General features: G+C 43.9%; 14 protein-coding genes. 7 read left to right on the plus strand and 7 right to left on the minus strand.

Features of this window, described 5'->3' with window-relative positions; all coding sequences use genetic code 11:
• Positions 1-255: 255 nt before the first annotated feature.
• From D6856_RS08020 to D6856_RS08030, 3 genes are read left to right on the plus strand one after another with little or no spacing between them, the layout of a single operon-like run.
• The gene (locus D6856_RS08020) at positions 256-1,860 is read left to right on the plus strand and encodes an MBL fold metallo-hydrolase RNA specificity domain-containing protein (RefSeq protein ID WP_120686475.1); all 1,605 of its coding nucleotides are present in this window, start codon (positions 256-258) and stop codon (positions 1,858-1,860) included.
• Between the two features lie 29 nt (positions 1,861-1,889).
• Positions 1,890-2,741: a thymidylate synthase gene (gene thyA, locus D6856_RS08025; protein WP_092248682.1), complete on the plus strand. Its 852-nt coding sequence runs from the start codon at positions 1,890-1,892 to the stop codon at positions 2,739-2,741.
• Positions 2,742-2,759: 18 nt separating this feature from the next.
• Complete coding sequence (locus D6856_RS08030) at positions 2,760-3,527, plus strand: TraX family protein (RefSeq protein ID WP_120686476.1); 768 nt, start codon at positions 2,760-2,762, stop codon at positions 3,525-3,527.
• A 26-nt stretch (positions 3,528-3,553) separates the two neighbouring features.
• Here the strand turns inward: D6856_RS08030 and D6856_RS08035 are convergent, their stop codons facing one another.
• From D6856_RS08035 to trkA, 3 genes are all read right to left on the minus strand, one after another.
• The gene (locus tag D6856_RS08035; protein WP_147367820.1) at positions 3,554-4,120 is read right to left on the minus strand and encodes a hypothetical protein; all 567 of its coding nucleotides are present in this window, start codon (positions 4,118-4,120) and stop codon (positions 3,554-3,556) included.
• A gap of 150 nt (positions 4,121-4,270) precedes the next feature.
• The gene (locus D6856_RS08040) at positions 4,271-5,716 is read right to left on the minus strand and encodes a TrkH family potassium uptake protein (protein ID WP_120686478.1); all 1,446 of its coding nucleotides are present in this window, start codon (positions 5,714-5,716) and stop codon (positions 4,271-4,273) included.
• A 2-nt stretch (positions 5,717-5,718) separates the two neighbouring features.
• Positions 5,719-7,080, minus strand: coding sequence for a Trk system potassium transporter TrkA (gene trkA, locus D6856_RS08045; protein WP_120686479.1), 1,362 nt, complete (start codon positions 7,078-7,080; stop codon positions 5,719-5,721).
• 330 nt (positions 7,081-7,410) lie between these two features.
• Here trkA and D6856_RS08050 point away from each other — a divergent pair, with 330 nt between their 5' ends.
• The 4 genes from D6856_RS08050 to D6856_RS08065 all read left to right on the plus strand — a co-directional run bounded on the left by D6856_RS08050 (position 7,411) and on the right by D6856_RS08065 (position 13,102).
• Positions 7,411-7,815 carry a hypothetical protein gene (locus D6856_RS08050; RefSeq protein ID WP_092248666.1) on the plus strand — a complete coding sequence of 135 codons (405 nt, stop codon included), beginning with the start codon at positions 7,411-7,413 and terminating at the stop codon, positions 7,813-7,815.
• 2 nt (positions 7,816-7,817) lie between these two features.
• Positions 7,818-8,360 (plus strand): flavodoxin family protein BilS, encoded by a 543-nt coding sequence (gene bilS, locus D6856_RS08055; protein WP_092248662.1) that lies wholly within the window; start codon positions 7,818-7,820, stop codon positions 8,358-8,360.
• A gap of 155 nt (positions 8,361-8,515) precedes the next feature.
• A complete protein-coding gene (locus D6856_RS15460; RefSeq protein ID WP_120686480.1) occupies positions 8,516-11,320 on the plus strand; it encodes a carboxylesterase family protein in 2,805 nt (934 codons plus the stop codon).
• 96 nt (positions 11,321-11,416) lie between these two features.
• Entirely contained in the window at positions 11,417-13,102 is a 1,686-nt protein-coding gene (locus D6856_RS08065; protein WP_120686481.1) for a hypothetical protein, read from the plus strand.
• A 93-nt stretch (positions 13,103-13,195) separates the two neighbouring features.
• Here D6856_RS08065 and D6856_RS08070 read toward each other — a convergent pair whose 3' ends face one another.
• From D6856_RS08070 to D6856_RS08085, 4 genes are all read right to left on the minus strand, one after another.
• Entirely contained in the window at positions 13,196-13,798 is a 603-nt protein-coding gene (locus tag D6856_RS08070; RefSeq protein ID WP_120686482.1) for a hypothetical protein, read from the minus strand.
• 16 nt (positions 13,799-13,814) lie between these two features.
• The gene (locus D6856_RS08075) at positions 13,815-15,572 is read right to left on the minus strand and encodes a hypothetical protein (protein ID WP_120686483.1); all 1,758 of its coding nucleotides are present in this window, start codon (positions 15,570-15,572) and stop codon (positions 13,815-13,817) included.
• Positions 15,544-17,427 (minus strand): threonine--tRNA ligase, encoded by a 1,884-nt coding sequence (locus D6856_RS08080; RefSeq protein ID WP_120686484.1) that lies wholly within the window; start codon positions 17,425-17,427, stop codon positions 15,544-15,546. Before D6856_RS08080 ends, D6856_RS08075 begins: the two co-directional genes overlap by 29 nt.
• Before the next feature lie 61 nt (positions 17,428-17,488).
• A complete protein-coding gene (locus D6856_RS08085; protein ID WP_092248647.1) occupies positions 17,489-17,995 on the minus strand; it encodes an SEC-C metal-binding domain-containing protein in 507 nt (168 codons plus the stop codon).
• Between the last annotated feature and the right edge of the window lie 115 nt (positions 17,996-18,110).

The following is an 18,110-nucleotide window of genomic DNA, read 5'->3' on the forward strand; positions in this document are numbered from 1 at the left end:
GACAACTGTAAAGATGAATCGGCATTACCGTCTTCGGATCCGCATGCTGTTAATGCAGAAAAAGCAAGGACACATGCCATGACAATAGCCGTTCTCTTTCCCTTTTTTCTTAAAAGCATTTTTAATCTAGTCTCCTTTATTTTTTCAATTAATTTTTCAATTAATTGTATCTATTCTACCAAATATGCCCTATTTTTTCCACATTGAAATTGTGTTATGCTTAAAAGAGTCTAAGAAAACTAATGGGGTGATTACATGAAACTGACTTTTATTGGTGCAGACCACGAGGTTACAGGCAGTTGTCATTTTATATCTGCCTGCGGTAAAAACATTCTTATCGACTACGGAATGGAACAGGGAAAAGACTATTTTGAAAATGTTCCTCTTCCCGTTTCGGCTCCCGAGATCGATTATGTTTTTCTGACACATGCCCACGTCGATCATTCGGGCAACCTTCCTCTTCTTTATGCAAAAGGATTCAGAGGAAAGATATTCACTACAGATGCAACGGCAGACCTGTGCAACATAATGCTCAGAGACTGCGCGCACATTCAGATGCAGGAAGCGGAATGGCGCAACAGAAAAGCTAAACGAAGCAAGGACATTCAGCAGATGGAACCTTCCTATACAATGGAAGATGCAGAGAAGACCATCAAGATGATCGTCCCTTGCAAATACGGTGATGAGATTGATGTTTGCGAAGGCGTTAAGATCAGATTTACCGATATAGGCCATCTCCTCGGTTCAGCCAGCATAGAAGTATGGCTCACCGAAAAAAACGTGACCAAAAAGATTGTTTTCTCCGGCGATATCGGAAACAAGGAGCAGCCTCTTATAAGAGATCCTCAGTTTACCGAAGAAGCCGATTACGTAGTCATGGAGTCCACCTACGGCGACAGGCTTCACACAGAAGAAAAGCCGGATTACATACACGATCTTGCCGAGATCCTCGACCGCACTTTTGCAAGAGGCGGAAATGTTGTCATTCCCTCTTTTGCCGTCGGTCGTACACAGGAAATGCTCTACTTTATACGTAAGATAAAAAAAGAAGGACTTGTAAAAACAAATCCCAATTTCCCCGTATACGTAGACAGTCCGCTTGCCGTTGAGGCAACCGAGATCTTCTCTCAGAATCAGCTTGAATGCTATGATGAAGAAGCAATGGATCTGGTAAAAAGACATATTAATCCGATCACTTTCAGAGAACTCATTCTTTCCATTACTACAGATGAGTCTCGTGCGATCAATGAAGATCCCGAACCCAAGGTTATCATCTCTGCTTCCGGCATGTGCGAAGCGGGAAGAATAAGACATCACTTAAAGCACAACTTGTGGCGTGAAGAGAGCACTATCCTCTTTGTCGGATACCAGTCAGTAGGAACCACGGGCAGAACAATAATTGACGGCGCGGATGAGATAAAACTCTTTGGCGAAACGATTGCAGTTAAGGCCGAGATCTGCAGACTTGAAGGATTATCGGGTCACGCGGACAAAGACGGACTTATAGAATGGATACAGGGCTTTAAGAAACAGCGCCCCAAGAAAGTTTTTATCGTTCACGGCGAAGACAGCGTATGTACTTCTTTTGCCAATTGCCTTAGAGACGAGTACGGATTTGATACCTACGCTCCCTACAGCGGCACGGAATACGATCTTATCTCGGGAACCTTCATAAAAGAAGGTGTTCCGATTCCTATCAAGAAAAAAGAGTCTACTCTTGTTTCGGATGTATACTCAAGGCTCAAGGCTGCAGGCGCAAGACTTATGGGTATCATCGCAAAGAGCGATGGCTTAACCAACAAAGACAAAGCCAAATTCGCAGATCAGATAAATTCACTCTGCGACAAGTGGAGCAAATAACAAATTTCTTTTTACGAGGAGGAGCTATAATGGGAAAAGCTGATGAAATCTTCATCTCCATGTGCAAAGACATCTTGGAGAACGGAACATCAACCGAGGGAGAAAAAGTAAGACCTCACTGGCCCGATGGTGCAAGCGCTTATACCATCAAGAAATTCGGTGTGGTAAACAGATATGATCTTTCAAAAGAATTCCCCATCATGACTCTCAGAAAGACAGCACTTAAGAGTGCAACGGATGAGATTCTTTGGATCTATCAGCAAAAGAGCAACAACATTCACGATCTTCATTCTCATATTTGGGATGAGTGGGCTGATGAAACAGGTTCTATCGGAAAAGCCTACGGCTATCAGATAGGTCAAAAAAGCATCTACAAGGAAGGTGAGTTCGATCAGATGGACAGAGTCATCTATGATCTTAAGAACAATCCTTTCAGCAGACGTATCATGACCAACACTTACGTATTCTCAGACCTTCATGAGATGAATCTTTATCCTTGCGCATACAGCGTAACTTATAACGTAACTCAGAAAAAAGGTGAGGATAAGCTTACTCTCAACGCTGTTCTTAATCAGCGTTCACAGGACGTTCTTGCGGCAAATAACTGGAACGTGGTTCAGTATGCGGTTCTTGTTCATATGCTTGCGCAGGTTTGCGATATGAACGTCGGAGAGCTTGTACACGTCATCGCAGATGCTCACATCTATGACAGACATGTTCCGCTTATAAAAGAGCTTATTCAAAGGAAACCTCTTCCGGCACCTAAGTTCCACTTAAATCCCGATGTTAAGGACTTCTATAAGTTCACAAGGGATGATGTTTCTCTTGAAGGTTATGAGGTTGCGGGAGAACAGCTTAAAGATATTCCGATCGCGATCTAAACAGGAGTTAAAAGATACATGAATTTAAAGGCAGAATTACCCGGGCTAAACGGCAACACACTTAAGATAATAGCGTGCATCTCTATGGTGATCGATCACATAGGTGCCATGCTTATTTATCCGCTCACAGCCGAGGGAATTCTGCCTGTTTCTATGTCATTTGAAAAACTTCAGCTCATTTATAAAATAACTCGCGCCGTGGGAAGAAGTGCTTTCCCCATATTCTGCTTTCTTTTGATAGAAGGCTTTTTGCACACTCACAGCAAGTTAAAATATGCCATAAGTCTTCTCGTATTCGGAATAATATCCGAGCTTCCTTATGACTACGCCAAGTCGGATGCCTTAGATTTTTCGGATAACAATGTCTTTTTCACTCTCTTCTTGGGTCTTCTTGTCATATGGGGAATTGAACAGGTTAATTCTTTTGCAGATAAAAAGAAGCTCCACTATCTTATACCGCCCATCCTTAGCGGATGCGTATTTGGAGCGGGAGCTCTTTTGGCACATTTTCTTCATACCGATTACAGCTACAGAGGAATTGTGCTTATAACAGTTCTTTATATTTTAAGATTCTTTATCCCGTTAAACCTGTTTGCGGGATATCTTACCATCTTTTACCGTAATAATGAGGTTTATTCCATCGTAGGATTTTTACTTCTGTATTTATACAACAGAAAGCGAGGTAAAAACCTAGGCAGATTAAAATATCTGTTCTACGCCTTTTACCCCGCGCATCTTCTTATCTTGTACTTTATCAAATTGTATCTGCGTCAAACTCTTGGTTAAACGCATGGCACGTAAGCTTATCCGAATTATGATTCTCCGATCATACCCGACATTGCCTTCTGAGCAGCGGGGATATCTGTAGTAGATATCGTATAGGTCTGAAGCTTGTCCGTGTTGAACTTCACAATATTACCCGAACCAACCGTTGCAACAGCATACTCGGTATATCCGGAATCCTGATTACCTGTAAGGATATAAACTTCCTCACCCTCGCTTATCTCCATCTGAACTTCGACAGAAGCTTCCTCAGGCAATAAAGCAGGTGTACTGAACTCTATCTCATATGTTCCGGGATAAAATGCATCCTGAAGTTTGGTCACAGTTCCGCTGTAAGGAAGAACCCCTTCCTTTGTCATAACTGTTACTCTCTGAGTCAGTCTACTGTTAGCAGTTGATTGCGAATTCTTGCCGCTTCCGGTGTCATCACCCATAAAACTAAGAAGCGCTTCCTCCGCAGAATGGTAGATTTCCTTTTTACCGTATGAATTGCTGTCATCAATTCTGCCGACGTACAAAAGGGATCCGATAAAACTTCCTATGGCTATCAGTGCTACGACCAGAACAGTAACAACTATTCCCTTCATTTTCATCATAGTCACCTCATATTCAATTTCAATTACAATCCAAGTTTATACTTTTTTTATAAATACTTCACAATTCAAACTGAAGTTTATCACACTTTGGACACATTTAACAATACATTTTTTTTACAAAAGATGTACTTTTTTTAGATTGTAATTTTTTTATCTCTTCCAGGTTTTAAGCTTAATTACTATGAAAATAGGCAAAAGCTCAAGTCTACCCGCCAACATATCAAACATTAGCACAAATTTTGACAAGACGGAAAACTGTGAATAATTTCCCATCGGTCCGACCATACCAAGTCCCGGTCCTATGTTGTTGAGAGTGGCCGCAACTGAAGTAACGGTCGTCTGAAAGTCAAAATTATCAAGTGAAACTACTATTGTTGAAAAAATAAATGTAAGTACATAGAGTCCGAGATACGCAGATACCGATTTAACCGTGGTACCTTCTACGGTGTGTCCGTCCATGTACACTCTCTTTATAGCCTTGGGATGAACAAGGAAATTCAGCTCATTCCTAACGTTTCTGACCGTAATGAGTGCTCGTGAAAACTTAAATCCACCTCCGGTAGAACCCGCGCAGGCTCCGACCAGCGACAAGATACAAAGTATCATCTTGGAGAACATCGGCCATTTATCAAAGTCCAGTGTTCCGAATCCGGTAGTCGTCATAACAGACGTAACCGCAAACAGCGCATGATGGAAAGACATGCGTCCGCTGTCCAAAACTCCTGCTCTGTAGATGTTGATCGAGATAAGTCCCGCTGCAACAAACATAACGATAAAGTAATACTTAACCTCTTCTATCGCAAAAGCTTCCTTGGGCTTCTTGTGAAGAAGGAAATAGTAAACCGTGAAGTTAACTCCGCAAAGCGCCATGAATAGAATAATAACGGATTGGCTGGCGGTAGAATAATCATTTATTCCGTTTGGAGTAACCGCAAAACCTCCGGTTCCTACAGTTGAAAAAGAAATCGTGATCGCATCATAAACAGGCATTCCCGTGAGAATAAGGAAAAGAATCTCGGATAGTGTGATTCCGAGATAGATAAGGTAAAGGATCTTCGCTGTATCTTTTACCTTGGGAACAATCTTACCGACAACGGGCCCCGGGCTCTCCGCACGCATAAGATGCATACTGTATCCGTCTGCAAGAGGTACGACAGCAAGAAGGAACACAAGCACTCCCATTCCGCCGATCCAGTGTGTAAATGTTCTCCAGAACTGCACACTGTATTCAATTCCGTCGAGCGAAGTAAGGATACTTCCTCCTGTTGTTGTAAGTCCCGAAACCGTCTCAAAAAGAGCGTCTACGTAGCTTGGAATTGTTCCCGTTATAACGAACGGAAGCGCGCCCATAAGGCTCATTACAAACCAAGCAACCGCTGTAATGGCAAAGCCTTCTTTTGCATAAATAACTCTGCTCTTAGGTTTTTTGTAAGATCCGATATATCCGAACAAAAGTGATACGGCGGAGAGAACCAAAAATACTCCCGCACTGTCATATTCCTTGTAAATAAGAGCTACCAAGAGAGGAAGCAAGAAAAGAAGTCCCACTATTCTAAGCAGTCTGAAAAGGATATATCTTATCATTGAATAGTTCATTATTATTTCTCCAATATATCGCTTATATCTTTAAGGCCTGTAAGTGTGGTAACAACAATTACGGAATCTCTGTCTCTTATAACGCTGTCACCCGTAGGGGATATGATCTCGCCGTAATGATTGATACATGCGATCAGAATTCCCTTCTTGAGATTGAGCTGCGCAAGAGGAACGCCGATAACCGGGCTTCCGCTTCTAACGATAAACTCAAGTGCCTCAACTCTCTCGTCGTTGAGCTTGTACAAAGTCTCGATGTTGCTGTCCTTGGATGCGTTCATTCCTCGAACGAACTGAACGATCCTATCCGCAGTGATGTTCTTGGGATAGATGATACTTCCTATTCCGAGCGAACCGATAATATCGCCGTAGTTAACTCTGTGAACCTTAGTGATAAGCTTGGCCTTGGGATTGATGCTCTTAACGTACATCGAGAGCATGATGTTCTCTTCGTCGAGATTGGTGAGCGCAACAAAAGAACCTACGCTCGTAACGCCCTCTTCCATAAGCATATCCTTATCGGTTCCGTCGCCGTTAATGATAAGTGCCTGCGGTAAAAGATCCGACAACTCCTTGCATCTTACGGCATCTCTTTCAAATATGGTAACCTTGACGCCAAAGCCTATAAGCTGCTTAGCAAGGTAATATCCAGTCTCACCGCCTCCGACAATAATTGATGAAGGAACCTTGGCGGTAGGAAGTCCTAATTTTTTAAAGAACGAAAGTGTATTTCTGCTTGACCCGAAAATAGTGATCTCATCACCTGCACGAAGAATAAAATTACCGTCGGGAATATAAACCTCTGTTCCTCTTGAAACAACGGATACGATAACGTGCTTCTTAAGATCCGAAGGTATATCCTTGAGCGCCTTGTCACATAGTCTGGAATTATCATCGACGATGAACTTAACAAGCTCCGCTCTTCCTCTTGCAAAAGTTTCTATCTTGGTAGCGGAAGGGAATTTCAAAAGTCGCTCCGCCTCGAAAGCCGCTGCCTCCTCAGGATTGATTACCATCGAAAGGCCAAGCTCCTCTTTGATGAAGTTGATCTCTTTCTTATATACAGGATTACGCACTCTGGCTATTGTATGACAGTTACCTGCCTTCTTCGCGATAAGACAGCACAACAGATTGAGCTCGTCGGAATCTGTGACCGCGATCATAAGATCGGCTGTCTCAATTCCCGCATCCTTCATTATGGAATAGCTGGCTCCGTTGCCTACTATGCCCATGACATCGTAGTTATTAACAACGTTCTGAACCACACTGCTCTTTTCTTCTATAACTGTTATATTGTGTCCTTCCTTGCTAAGCTGCTGTGTAAGTGTCTGTCCGACATTACCGCAACCAACAACGATAATATGCATAAGGACCTCCCCGGTGTTATCTCAAAAATATTTATTTCTTTGCATTAATCCGAATCAAAAAATCAAAGAAACGGCTTATATCATTATATTTATTTCAGCACTAATAATCAACCGACAAGAACTTTGCAATAATTGCTCATATTAAAAACGACCGTTTTTGCAACATAAGTGTTTATGCTATTTTACAGTTTTTTAATACTAATTTCCCCTTATATTCATTGTATTTTGGCTTCTGCCAGCATAAAATCATTGTAACGGTGGAAGTTGGGCACCGTTTTTTCATTATATAGGCTGACTTCCACATAAAAAAATATAAAAGGAGACCAGGAAATGAGAAACTTTTTCTCTCGCTTTTTCCAAGGCCGCTACGGTTCATACGGAACGGATAAGCTCACTCGGTTTCTTTTGATATTGGCAGTTGTAAATCTTATTGTATCGATATGTACGCCGTTTGGATTTCTGTATTACATCGCGGTAGCCCTTCTGGCGTACAGCTGTTACAGACTCTTATCACACAATATCTCAGCTAGGTACAGAGAGAATGAACGCTTTGAAAGAGTATTAAAAAAGATAACGGGACTATTTAAGCGCACCGGTTCGGATTTCTTAATGCGCAGTAAATACCATATATACACATGTCCTAACTGCAGTCAGAAGATACGTATACCCCGAGGAAAAGGACAGATAATAATAAGATGCCCTAAATGTTTGACAGAATTTAAGAAGAAGTCGTGACTATGGAAAAATACTTGATCGTTTATGCCAGCGAAACGGGTAACACCAAACTACTGGCAGAAGAACTTTATAATGCACTACCGGTTTCCGGCTGTAAGAAAAAGATCGTTAACGTTCGCAGCTGGAACGGAAGACTTGATGCCGAAAATGTGTTTATCGGATTTTGGGCCAACAGAGGCTCATGCAGTCTTGAGATAATAGATATCATCTCATCGCTTCACAACAAAAACGTAGCCATCTTTGGAACGTGTGGTCTCGGAAACACAGACAGCTATTACAAGAATCTTGAACAGAACGCCCTGGTTTGGCTCCCAAGTGACAACAACTATATGGGATCGTTTTTCTGCCAGGGAAAAATGCCATATCAGATCAGAAACAAATATGAATCCTGCCGCGGAAAATGTGAGGACAGCATGATCGACTACATGCTAAGTCAATTCGATGATGCCGCATCACATCCCGACAGACAAGATCTGTTAAAGGCCCGCATCTTTGCGGAAGAAGTTCAAAAGAAAATAAAAGAACTGGAAGCAGCATACGCGTAATGCATAAGCTGCTTCTTTTTTTATGTCAGGATTTCCAAAAAAGTCCGCAATCTTTAACCATCAAATCGCACTTTATGACTGGATAAAAAAGTTTGTTGCAATATAAAATATATTCATGGTTACGACTAAAATTAAACGCAGCTAAGGAGAAGGTTATGCTTAGAAATACAACGGTAAAAAATGGGGAAATACAGGGTCTTCCGGGCACAGACCCAAGGATCACGGTTTACAAAGGAATCCCTTATGCTCTGCCCCCTGTAGGCGAGAACAGATTCAGAGCACCGCAGCCCGCCAAGAACTGGGACGGCGTGTTTAAAGCCTTTGAGTTCGCTCCCATTTCATATCAGGATCAGCCCGGAGTCGGTGATGACATAACATCACGCGAGTGGTTCGTCGATCCCGATGTTCCCATGAGCGAAGACAGCTTATATCTCAATATCTGGACACCTGCCAAAAGAGCCGGCGAAAAGCTTCCCGTACTTGTATGGATTCACGGCGGAGCATTCCAGTGGGGCTATTCATCAGAAATGGAATTTGACGGCGAGCAGCTTGCAAGCAGAGGTATTGTCGTTGTTTCTCTTAATTACAGACTCGCTGTTTTTGGTTTCCTTTCTCATCCCGAGATAACAGCGGATTCACCTGATGCTCCAAGTAACTTCGGTCTCCTCGATCAGAGACTTGCGATTAACTGGGTTCATGATAATATCGCAGCATTCGGAGGAGACCCCGACATGATCACGATCGCAGGCCAGTCCGCAGGTGGCGGAAGCGTGCTCAATCAGCTTGCCTGCACAGGAGATAATTCTTTTATAAAAAGAGCAGCGATCTTCAGCGGTGTTATCGAGCTTCCCGACAAAGACGCAGATATCTTCTCTCCTCTTTCTCTTTCGGAAGCGGAAAAGAAGGGTGAAGCATTCTTTAAATTCGCAGGTATCGCGGGGCTTGAAGAAGCAAAGAAGCTTTCCGCAAAAGATCTTTTGTCTAAATATAATGAATATGTCACATCCGAAAACGGAGATAATCTACTGGGAATCGGAAGATGCTTCCCCGTAAAAGACGACAAGTTCGTTAAGGGCAATCCCACTCAGGCTCTTAAAGAAGGAAAGAGCCTTAACGTTCCCATTCTTCTCGGAAACACTTCGGATGAATTTATCATAGGCGGCGTCAACACGGTTGAGCATTCGATAAAGAATGTGATCGCCGGCGCTCAGAAGCAAGGCAGCAAGCAGGATTTCTACTACTATCGCTTCGATCCCGATATTCCTTCGGACGGAGATAAAAAAGAGCCCTATCCCGGAACATTCCATTCATGCGACCTGTGGTTCTTCTTTAATTCGATCACAAAGTGCCGCCGCTTCTACAAAGGAAGACACTACGATCTTGCAAAGCAGATGTGCGACTATTTCGCAAACTTTGTAAAGACAGGAAATCCCAACGGCAAGGGCTGCGACAACGAACTCCTTCCCACTTGGGAACCTTATACACTTGAAAATAAAGCAGAAATGGAGTTCCTCGGTTGCGGTGCAACTCCTTGCATAGAAGGCGGTATCAGACAAAACTCAAGAAAGCAGGCGGTCAATCCGTACCTTCCTTCTTGGGAATATATTCCCGACGGAGAGCCTTACGTATTCGGTGATAGGATCTACATCTACGGTTCACATGATCTCTACGGCGGAGAGACTTTCTGCCTCGGCGATTACGTGTGCTGGTCCGCTCCCGTTAACGATCTCGGCAATTGGAAATACGAGGGCGTCATATACGAAAAGACAAGCGACCCTCTTAATAAAGACGGACACATGTGCCTATATGCTCCCGATGTAACGGTTGGTCCCGACGGAAGATATTATCTTTATTATGTGCTTGATAAAGTATCCGTTGTCTCCGTTGCAGTCAGTGACACTCCTGCAGGCCACTATGAGTTTTACGGCTACGTACACTACGAAGACGGAACCAAACTCGGCGACAAAGAAACAGATGAGCCTCAGTTCGATCCCGGCGTAATGACAGAGGGTGACCTGACTTATCTTTTCACAGGTTTCTGCGGACAGGGAGATAGATCAAGACACGGCGCCATGCTCACCGTTCTTGGAAGAGACATGCTCACGATAATTAAGCCTCCCGTATTTGTAGCCCCCGGTAACTGCTACAGCGAGGGAACTCCCTATGAAGGCCACGCTTTCTTCGAAGCACCTTCTATCAGGAAAATAAAAGATACTTATTACTTCATCTACTCTTCCGAAGTGATGCACGAGCTTTGCTATGCTACTTCCAAATCTCCCGAAGGACCTTTCTCCTACGGCGGAGTTATTGTAAGTAACTGCGACATGCATATCGGAACATATAAAGAGGCCGAGCTTCCAAGCGCATACGGTGCCAACAATCACGGAAGCATTGAAAAGATCGGCGATGACTGGTACATCTTCTATCACAGACATACGAACGGAACATGGTACAGCAGACAGGGCTGCGCCGAGAAGCTAACAGTACAAGAAGACGGTTCAATTCCACAGGTCGAGATAACATCCTGCGGACTTAACGGCGGACCGCTCTCCGATATCGGCGAATATCCCGCTTACCTTGCCTGCAACATCTTTACGGATGAACACAAGATGTACGTCGAGGCATCCTGTACCAGAGTTATCCAGGAAGGCGGCGATGACTACTGCGCTCCCGGACACATCAAAGCTATTGTTGATACAACAACGATCGGCTTTAAATATTTCGACCTTAAAGATGTAACGGGACTTCGTATTAAGACAAGAGGCTACTTTAAAGGTGATTTCGAAGTAAGAACAGCTCTGACAGGCGAACCTCTCGGTAAAATCCCGGTAGACTTCACCAACATCTGGGCATCCGGCGAGTGCCGCTTCTCCGGTAAACTAAGCGGAACCCACGCCCTCTACCTCATATTTAAAGGTACCGGCGAAGGCAGTCTTAAATCAATTGAATTTTCACACTGATTTACTTAGGAATTTTCCCAAAAACGGTGTCTATATAAGTAGAGGTATTAATATACCTCTACTTATTTACATTAATCGGGTTATAGCGGGGTAAAAATGATGAAAAGAAAAATGGGAAAAATTGCACTAAGTACAACTTTGTCAACACTTATGATGCTGACCATGCCCATCACTGCACTCGCAGGTGAATGGGATATAGCCGTTGGTGATATCGCTGTTAACAGAACAAGCGAAACAGAACAGAATGTATCGCAGGGTGACCGAAGTGAGAATGATACCAATCCTACGATCACCGGTTCATCTACGGAGCATACAGTCACAATCACTGCAGCCACCGGCACAACTGCGACCGTTACACTTGAAGATGTGCATATAGAATCAAGCTCAGATAACGCTCCGGTAAGCACACACGGAGGCGGTAATGTGACAATAGAACTTGACGGAAACAGCACAATTACTTCATACAGTAACAATTACGCCGGTATTCAAAAAGAAAATTCCGAAAACCTTACGATAACAGACTCGGATGGAACTCCTTCCGGAAGTATCGCTGCCACCGGTGGACGAAAAGCTGCAGGCATTGGCAGTGGAAACGAAGAAGATGCGTCTAGTATTACTATAACCGGAAATGCAAATGTCACTGCTTCTAGTTTTATTGGCGCCGGCATTGGTGGTGGATATAAGGGAAGTGGGTCTTATATCACAATATCCGAAAATGCCACGGTTACTGCCTCAAGCGATAGTGGTGCTGGCATAGGTGGCGGTTATGCTGGCAATGGATCTAATATTACCATAACCGGAGACGCCAATGTAACTGCCTCAAGCGTTATTTACGGCGCTGGCATTGGCGGCGGCGATTCCGGCAATGGGTCTAATATTACTATAAGCGGAAATGCCACTATAATTGCCTCAAGCATTGAAGGCGGTGCAGGCATTGGCAGCGGAGAGTCAGGAGCATGGTCTAACATTACGATATCCGAAAATGCAACCGTTCATGTGGCAGGAGGGTTAAGTAGTGATGAGTATTTTTTCAACGGAGCAGCTATTGGAAACGGTGCATACGGTAGGTCTAACGGATCGGAAGTAGTTGACACATCAAATCTCACCACAGGAAGCATAACAATATATGATCCCGGAACCACGGTAGATGAGATTATAGCCTATATTGAACAGTCACAAAGTCAATACGATGGTCAGCAAGATCCGGACAGCGGACAGCAGCCCCCGGATGATTCTCAGCAGAGCCAAGCCGGCAGTCAACAGAATCCTCCAATTGTTCCTCCTGTCGTAAATATTACTGAGGACAACGAAAACGCTGCTCCCGAAGCAATTCCTACTCGTACTCGCAGCGGAGGCTCGCATTCATCAAATAATAATGGTGCAACGGTAAATACACCGGCTCCTAATATCGACTACGCACTTTTCGTTGCTGCGCTGAACACACAGATCGAGGATTATATAAAACAGCTCTATGAAGCCATTAATTCAGGCGACTCCGATAAAGCAAACGCTATGATCAAGGAAGGTCTACAGCTTAACCTCGGTAACTTTGTGGGACTTAACAGTAAGACAATAGCACTGCTTGAAGAGGTATCAAAAGCAGGCATAGCTACAACAATTGATTTTACATACAAGAACATAGACTACAGAACTTTAATTCCTGCCAATGCGGAAATTGCTCCAACTTCTCTTTTAAACAAAGACGGTTACTGCGGAGCATTGAAACTTATGAAAGAATATGGCAGAATTGAAGAAAATAATTCCCCATCTGACATCGGATGATCACTAACCCCCACCCCCCCCCCACTGTGATCATTCGACATATAAAAAGCCCACGCTTTGTTAATCCATAGCGTGGGCTTTACATTTTTTCTATTACATAACATGAATCGTCTCAGCGCTCTTTTCAAAGCTTTCCGAGCACTCATCGTCCTCGGCGCGCTGATAAATTATGGTAAAGGTTCTGAATTTGGAACGTATCATGTAAACAGTCTGATATATCGGTTCCTCATCACCGACCTTGTAACTGGCTTCTATCTTGTAACCGGGGAAACCGTCGATCTCTATGGTGTCAAATGCAGAAACCTTGTATCCGACATCCGTTCCGTACTCTTTGTTGTAATTCGCGGAAAGAAGCTCCTCATATTCCTTCTTGGTCAGCTCTCCGGAACTGTCTATCACCTTTTCTTCGGCCTTCTTCTCAGCCTCTTCTCTCTCCCTGTTGGTCATTACGATGTCCATGCCGTTATAATAAACGCTGTACTTGATCGAACCCGACTCCATGGGATAGCTATTATCGATAAAAAGATTCTTCTCACTGCTCGGCTTAAAACGCGACGGAATCACAAATGTGCACTGCTTGGCAGGCTTAAGCTCCTCCTCGGCATGCACCGAAACAGCGCTCGCATCACTTAAGAACACCGTCATAAATGTCATTGTCAAAATCGATACCAATAATCTTTTCTTTATTCTGAGCATATTTTTCTCCGAATCATCATTGTATTGCCAGTTCGAATACATCGAACCAATAGCGTTCCATCAGGTAACTTCCCTTGTTCTCGTAGGTTATACCGTAGTCGTTTTCCCACTCTTCAAGCAGCACTTCCCTGCTGTTAAAGCTTCCGAGGAAAAGGACTTTTTTACCCGCTTCCAGATAATTGTAGATGTCCGCGGAATCCTCGATAGAATAAAGGCCCGGAACATTCTCTTTTATCAGCGGTTCAGCTTCCGCCTTGTAAAGATAGATTGAATAAGGCGCGGGCGTATCACCCTTGTATGCACCGGCAATTCCGTTCTCATTAAGATAATAGGACAAAAGAGCCTGCACATGATCAAAGTTACTGATTATGATCGTATCCTCATCAAGTCCTTCAAAAAGTTCTGCGGTCTTGACCATATTTACTATACGATATTTTTCGTTACCAATGAAAGCCCTAAAATCAACAATTCCGACCACAAACATGGCTAATGCGAGTAATATCGCCGTAATTGCCGTTATTTTCTCTTTTACGCCCTTAAAAGAAATGGAGGCAAATATATATCCGATCGCTATCGAAACAGCGAGCCAAAAGGCTCCAAACGCAGGAACCATATATCTGTTTACGAACACGGGTCTGATGATAACTGAAGCAAGTAATCCAACAAATACCAGCATCGGAAGCACCCAGAAAGCAACATATGAATAAGCTGTGGGTCCCTTCTTAACCTTAAGAAGCTCAAGTACCACTGTCATAAATATGATCGCGATAAGTACCACAAGTATCACCGCACTTGCAGCAGCAATCTTGGGATTTACAAAATATCCGCTGAACATGTACTTGGCGCAGCTTCCGAGTGTATGTAGTCCGACGGGCTGAATCCAGTAGTTGTTGCTCACCGCATTAACCTGGGACAAAAGAGCCGACGCCCACGGAATATATGCCGCTATAACCAGATTCGCGGCGATCACAACGACCGCTAGCGGACGGAAGTTATATACGCCTCGCTTAGCACTGCTTGTGTCATCGGGCTTTGAATCCTCTTTAGAAGCTTTCCTACGCGCCTTCATATTCATCACAAACGCCTTCAGCATCCACACAAAGATCATGAAGTATATCGCGCCGATAGCTACCGCGGCATAGTAATGTGTGTATGAAGCACATACCGCGTAGAAAAACATTGCGGCGCCGTTTACAACATCCCACAATCTGCCACCGTTTCCGGCCTTGCCATCCTCTTCCGCAGAGGCAATCCCGCGCGCCATACTCCTTACCAGATTAAAGCCGTGAAGGAGCGTCGCCGTAACGAAGAATATCGCCCAGCTGTACATTCTGATCTCAGTCGTGTACTCGGGAAGCCCCGGCATAGTTACAATTGCAAAAGAAAACAATCCTGCCGTTATCCATCCGAAATTTTTTCTGATATTGGTAAGCGCATAAATAATGATCAGGATAAACGGTATGATCGAAACGATCTTGGCAACCGTTTCAACAGGCACGATACCGCCGCCTCCGAAGTTTGTAAGACCTAAGCCCTTAAATAACAAAGTCACGAATCTTACGATCATATAATAAAGCGGAGGGTGCACATCGCGCGCGGTGTAAGCCACAAGCTCTTTTACCGAACAAGAAGAAAACTCCATGGAAAAAAGCTCGTCGTACCATATATCAATGGACCACGACAAGATAAATGACCTGACCAAAAAATATATGGTCAGGCCAAAAAAAGCTATGCCTATAAATTTATCACGCTTCGTAGCTGTCGATAAGTTCAAGTGTATGCTCCTCATTCATCTTTTTGCACATCTCAACAAGCGCATCAAGAGGTACGTTCTGAACCTGCTTGTTGGATCCGCGAACGTTGATGGATACTGTGTTCTCCTGTGCTTCCTTGTCACCGACAACAATAATGTAGGGATCTTTGTAGTTCTTAAACTTCTTGATCTTCTCTTTCATGTTGTTGTCTGAGTAATCAGCCTCAACACGGATTCCGGCATTCATAAGAGCTTCTTCTACCTTCTTGGCATACTCATTGTGCTCCACACGGATAGGTACGATACCTACCTGATAAGGGCTGAGCCAGAAGGGGAATACACCCTTGAAGTTCTCGATAATGATACCGATGAATCTCTCAAGTGATCCGTAGATAGCTCTGTGGATTACGACGGGCATCTGCATTGTTCCGTCCTGAGCCTGGTATGTAAGTCCGAAGTTATGAGGAAGCTGGAAGTCGAGCTGTACGGTTCCGCACTGCCACTCTCTTCCGAGCGCATCCTTGATCTGAAGGTCGATCTTGGGTCCGTAGAAAGCGCCGTCACCTTCGTTGATCTCGTATCCGCCCTCGCCGTACTTCTCATCAAGGATTTCCTTAAGAGCAGCCTCGGCTCTGTTCCAAACTTCGATGTCACCCATGAAGTCCTCGGGTCTTGTTGAGAACTCTGCTCTGTATGTAACACCGAATGTGGAGTAGATTTCATCTGCAATAGCGATTACGTCTGCAATCTCCTCTTTTATCTGAGACTCCATTACGAATGTATGGTCATCATCCTGACGGAACTCCTGTACACGGAAAAGACCGTTCATCTGTCCGGACTTCTCCTTACGGTGAAGTACATCGTACTCACTGTAACGGATAGGAAGCTCCTTGTAGGAGTGATTGGTTCTCTTATATGTCATCATGGCATTGGGGCAGTTCATGGGCTTAGCAGCCATGGTGTCATCCTGTTCACGATTATAAAGAACAGAACCTGCCTGAATCTTGACGTTCTTGGGCTCTTCTGCGGGCTCGTTGATGTTCTCGAGGATTCCGGGAACTTCAGCGTCAGCCTTGAGCCATCCTGATACACCGGGTACCATGAACATGTTGTTTACATAGTGTGCCCAGTGACCGCTGATAAGCCAAAGCTTCTTGTTGTTTACAAGAGGAGCGGCGATCTCTGTGTAGCCGTGTCTCTCCTGCACTTCTCTGGAGTACTTAAGAAGCGCCTGATACATCTTCCATCCTCTGGGAAGCCAGTAAGGCATTCCGGGAGCTGTCTCATCAAACATGAAGAGATCAAGCTGTGCACCGATCTTTTTGTGGTCTCTCTCCATAGCTTCCTGGATCATCTTGATGTGCTTCTTGAGCTCATCCTTACTTGGGAAAGCATAGAGATATATTCTTGAGAGTTGGTCTCTCTTTTCATCACCTCTCCAGTATGCTCCGGATACAGCCTTGATCTGATAAGCTGCATTCATAAGCTCCTGAGAGTTACCTACGTGAGGTCCGCGGCAAAGATCTACATAATCATCGCCTGTATAATATACTGTCAAAGTTTCATCTTCGGGAAGATCCTGAATAAGCTCTGTCTTGAACTTCTGATCCTTGAACATTTCAAGTGCCTCGGCTCTTGAAACCTCTTTACGTGTGAAATCTTCTCTTCTCTTGATGATCTCGCGCATCTTATCTTCGATGGTCTTGAAATCATCCTGTGTTACTGCCTTGGGAAGTACAAAATCGTAATAGCAACCGTCGTCGATCTGAGGTCCTATAGCGTACTGTACTTCTTTTCCGTAAAGCTCGATAACAGCCTTAGCGAGAATGTGTGCCAGTGAGTGACGATAAACTTCCAAATACTCTTCTTTGTTCATAACGCTCCTTCTGCTATACCAACCGGGTACAGCCTGTTATTTTATAATGATGTTCCGCTAATTAAGCGTTCTTACCGCAGCACTTCTTATACTTCTTGCCGCTTCCGCAAGGGCAGGGATCGTTGGGATAAACCTTCTGCTCTTTTACTACTGTATGAGAAGCCTTCTCCTCTTTGTAAAGAGCTTTTCTCTTATCCTCATCAAAAATAGCCTCCCACTCGGGAAGATTGTAAAGCCAGTCTGCTCCGGCATTTACCATGTTCTTGTAAAGAAGCTCTTTCTCGAATCCGAGATTAACTTCTGTGTCTTCTTCCATGTCATCTATAGGATTCTGCTTCTTGAGGGAATCGTTGATACCGTCAAGGAATCCTGTCATAGTCATGATATCTACACCGAACTTGTCAGCGAGCTCTTTAACTGTTCCCTTTACAACGTCGTCGGGATTCTTAAGAAGCTCTGCGTAGATGTCACGTTCCTTCTGAAAATACTCAGTCCATAATTTCTGAAGGCTACCCTTGTCAGTAGTCTCAGAGTAGGCCATATCACGCCATTTTTTTAATAATGCCATATCTGTTACTCCTATTTTCTAATAAGTCTCTTCGTCAGGGCATAGTACGCCCTATACTCTTGATATACGTAAATTACATTCTAATACATTATGATATGAGTGTCAAAAGTAAGAT

This window comes from Butyrivibrio sp. XB500-5 (genome assembly GCF_003625505.1).
Taxonomy (GTDB): domain Bacteria; phylum Bacillota; class Clostridia; order Lachnospirales; family Lachnospiraceae; genus Butyrivibrio.

Coding starts and splice junctions, on each gene's coding strand:
- D6856_RS08080 (WP_120686484.1), bottom strand. CDS start 17,427: ATGAACAAAGAAGAGTATTTGGAAGTTTATCGTCACTCACTGGCACAC.
- D6856_RS08040 (WP_120686478.1), bottom strand. CDS start 5,716: ATGAACTATTCAATGATAAGATATATCCTTTTCAGACTGCTTAGAATA.
- D6856_RS08065 (WP_120686481.1), top strand. CDS start 11,417: ATGATGAAAAGAAAAATGGGAAAAATTGCACTAAGTACAACTTTGTCA.
- D6856_RS08050 (WP_092248666.1), top strand. CDS start 7,411: ATGAGAAACTTTTTCTCTCGCTTTTTCCAAGGCCGCTACGGTTCATAC.
- thyA (WP_092248682.1), top strand. CDS start 1,890: ATGGGAAAAGCTGATGAAATCTTCATCTCCATGTGCAAAGACATCTTG.
- D6856_RS08035 (WP_147367820.1), bottom strand. CDS start 4,120: ATGATGAAAATGAAGGGAATAGTTGTTACTGTTCTGGTCGTAGCACTG.
- D6856_RS08085 (WP_092248647.1), bottom strand. CDS start 17,995: ATGGCATTATTAAAAAAATGGCGTGATATGGCCTACTCTGAGACTACT.
- D6856_RS08020 (WP_120686475.1), top strand. CDS start 256: ATGAAACTGACTTTTATTGGTGCAGACCACGAGGTTACAGGCAGTTGT.
- D6856_RS15460 (WP_120686480.1), top strand. CDS start 8,516: ATGCTTAGAAATACAACGGTAAAAAATGGGGAAATACAGGGTCTTCCG.
- bilS (WP_092248662.1), top strand. CDS start 7,818: ATGGAAAAATACTTGATCGTTTATGCCAGCGAAACGGGTAACACCAAA.
- trkA (WP_120686479.1), bottom strand. CDS start 7,080: ATGCATATTATCGTTGTTGGTTGCGGTAATGTCGGACAGACACTTACA.
- D6856_RS08030 (WP_120686476.1), top strand. CDS start 2,760: ATGAATTTAAAGGCAGAATTACCCGGGCTAAACGGCAACACACTTAAG.
- D6856_RS08070 (WP_120686482.1), bottom strand. CDS start 13,798: ATGCTCAGAATAAAGAAAAGATTATTGGTATCGATTTTGACAATGACA.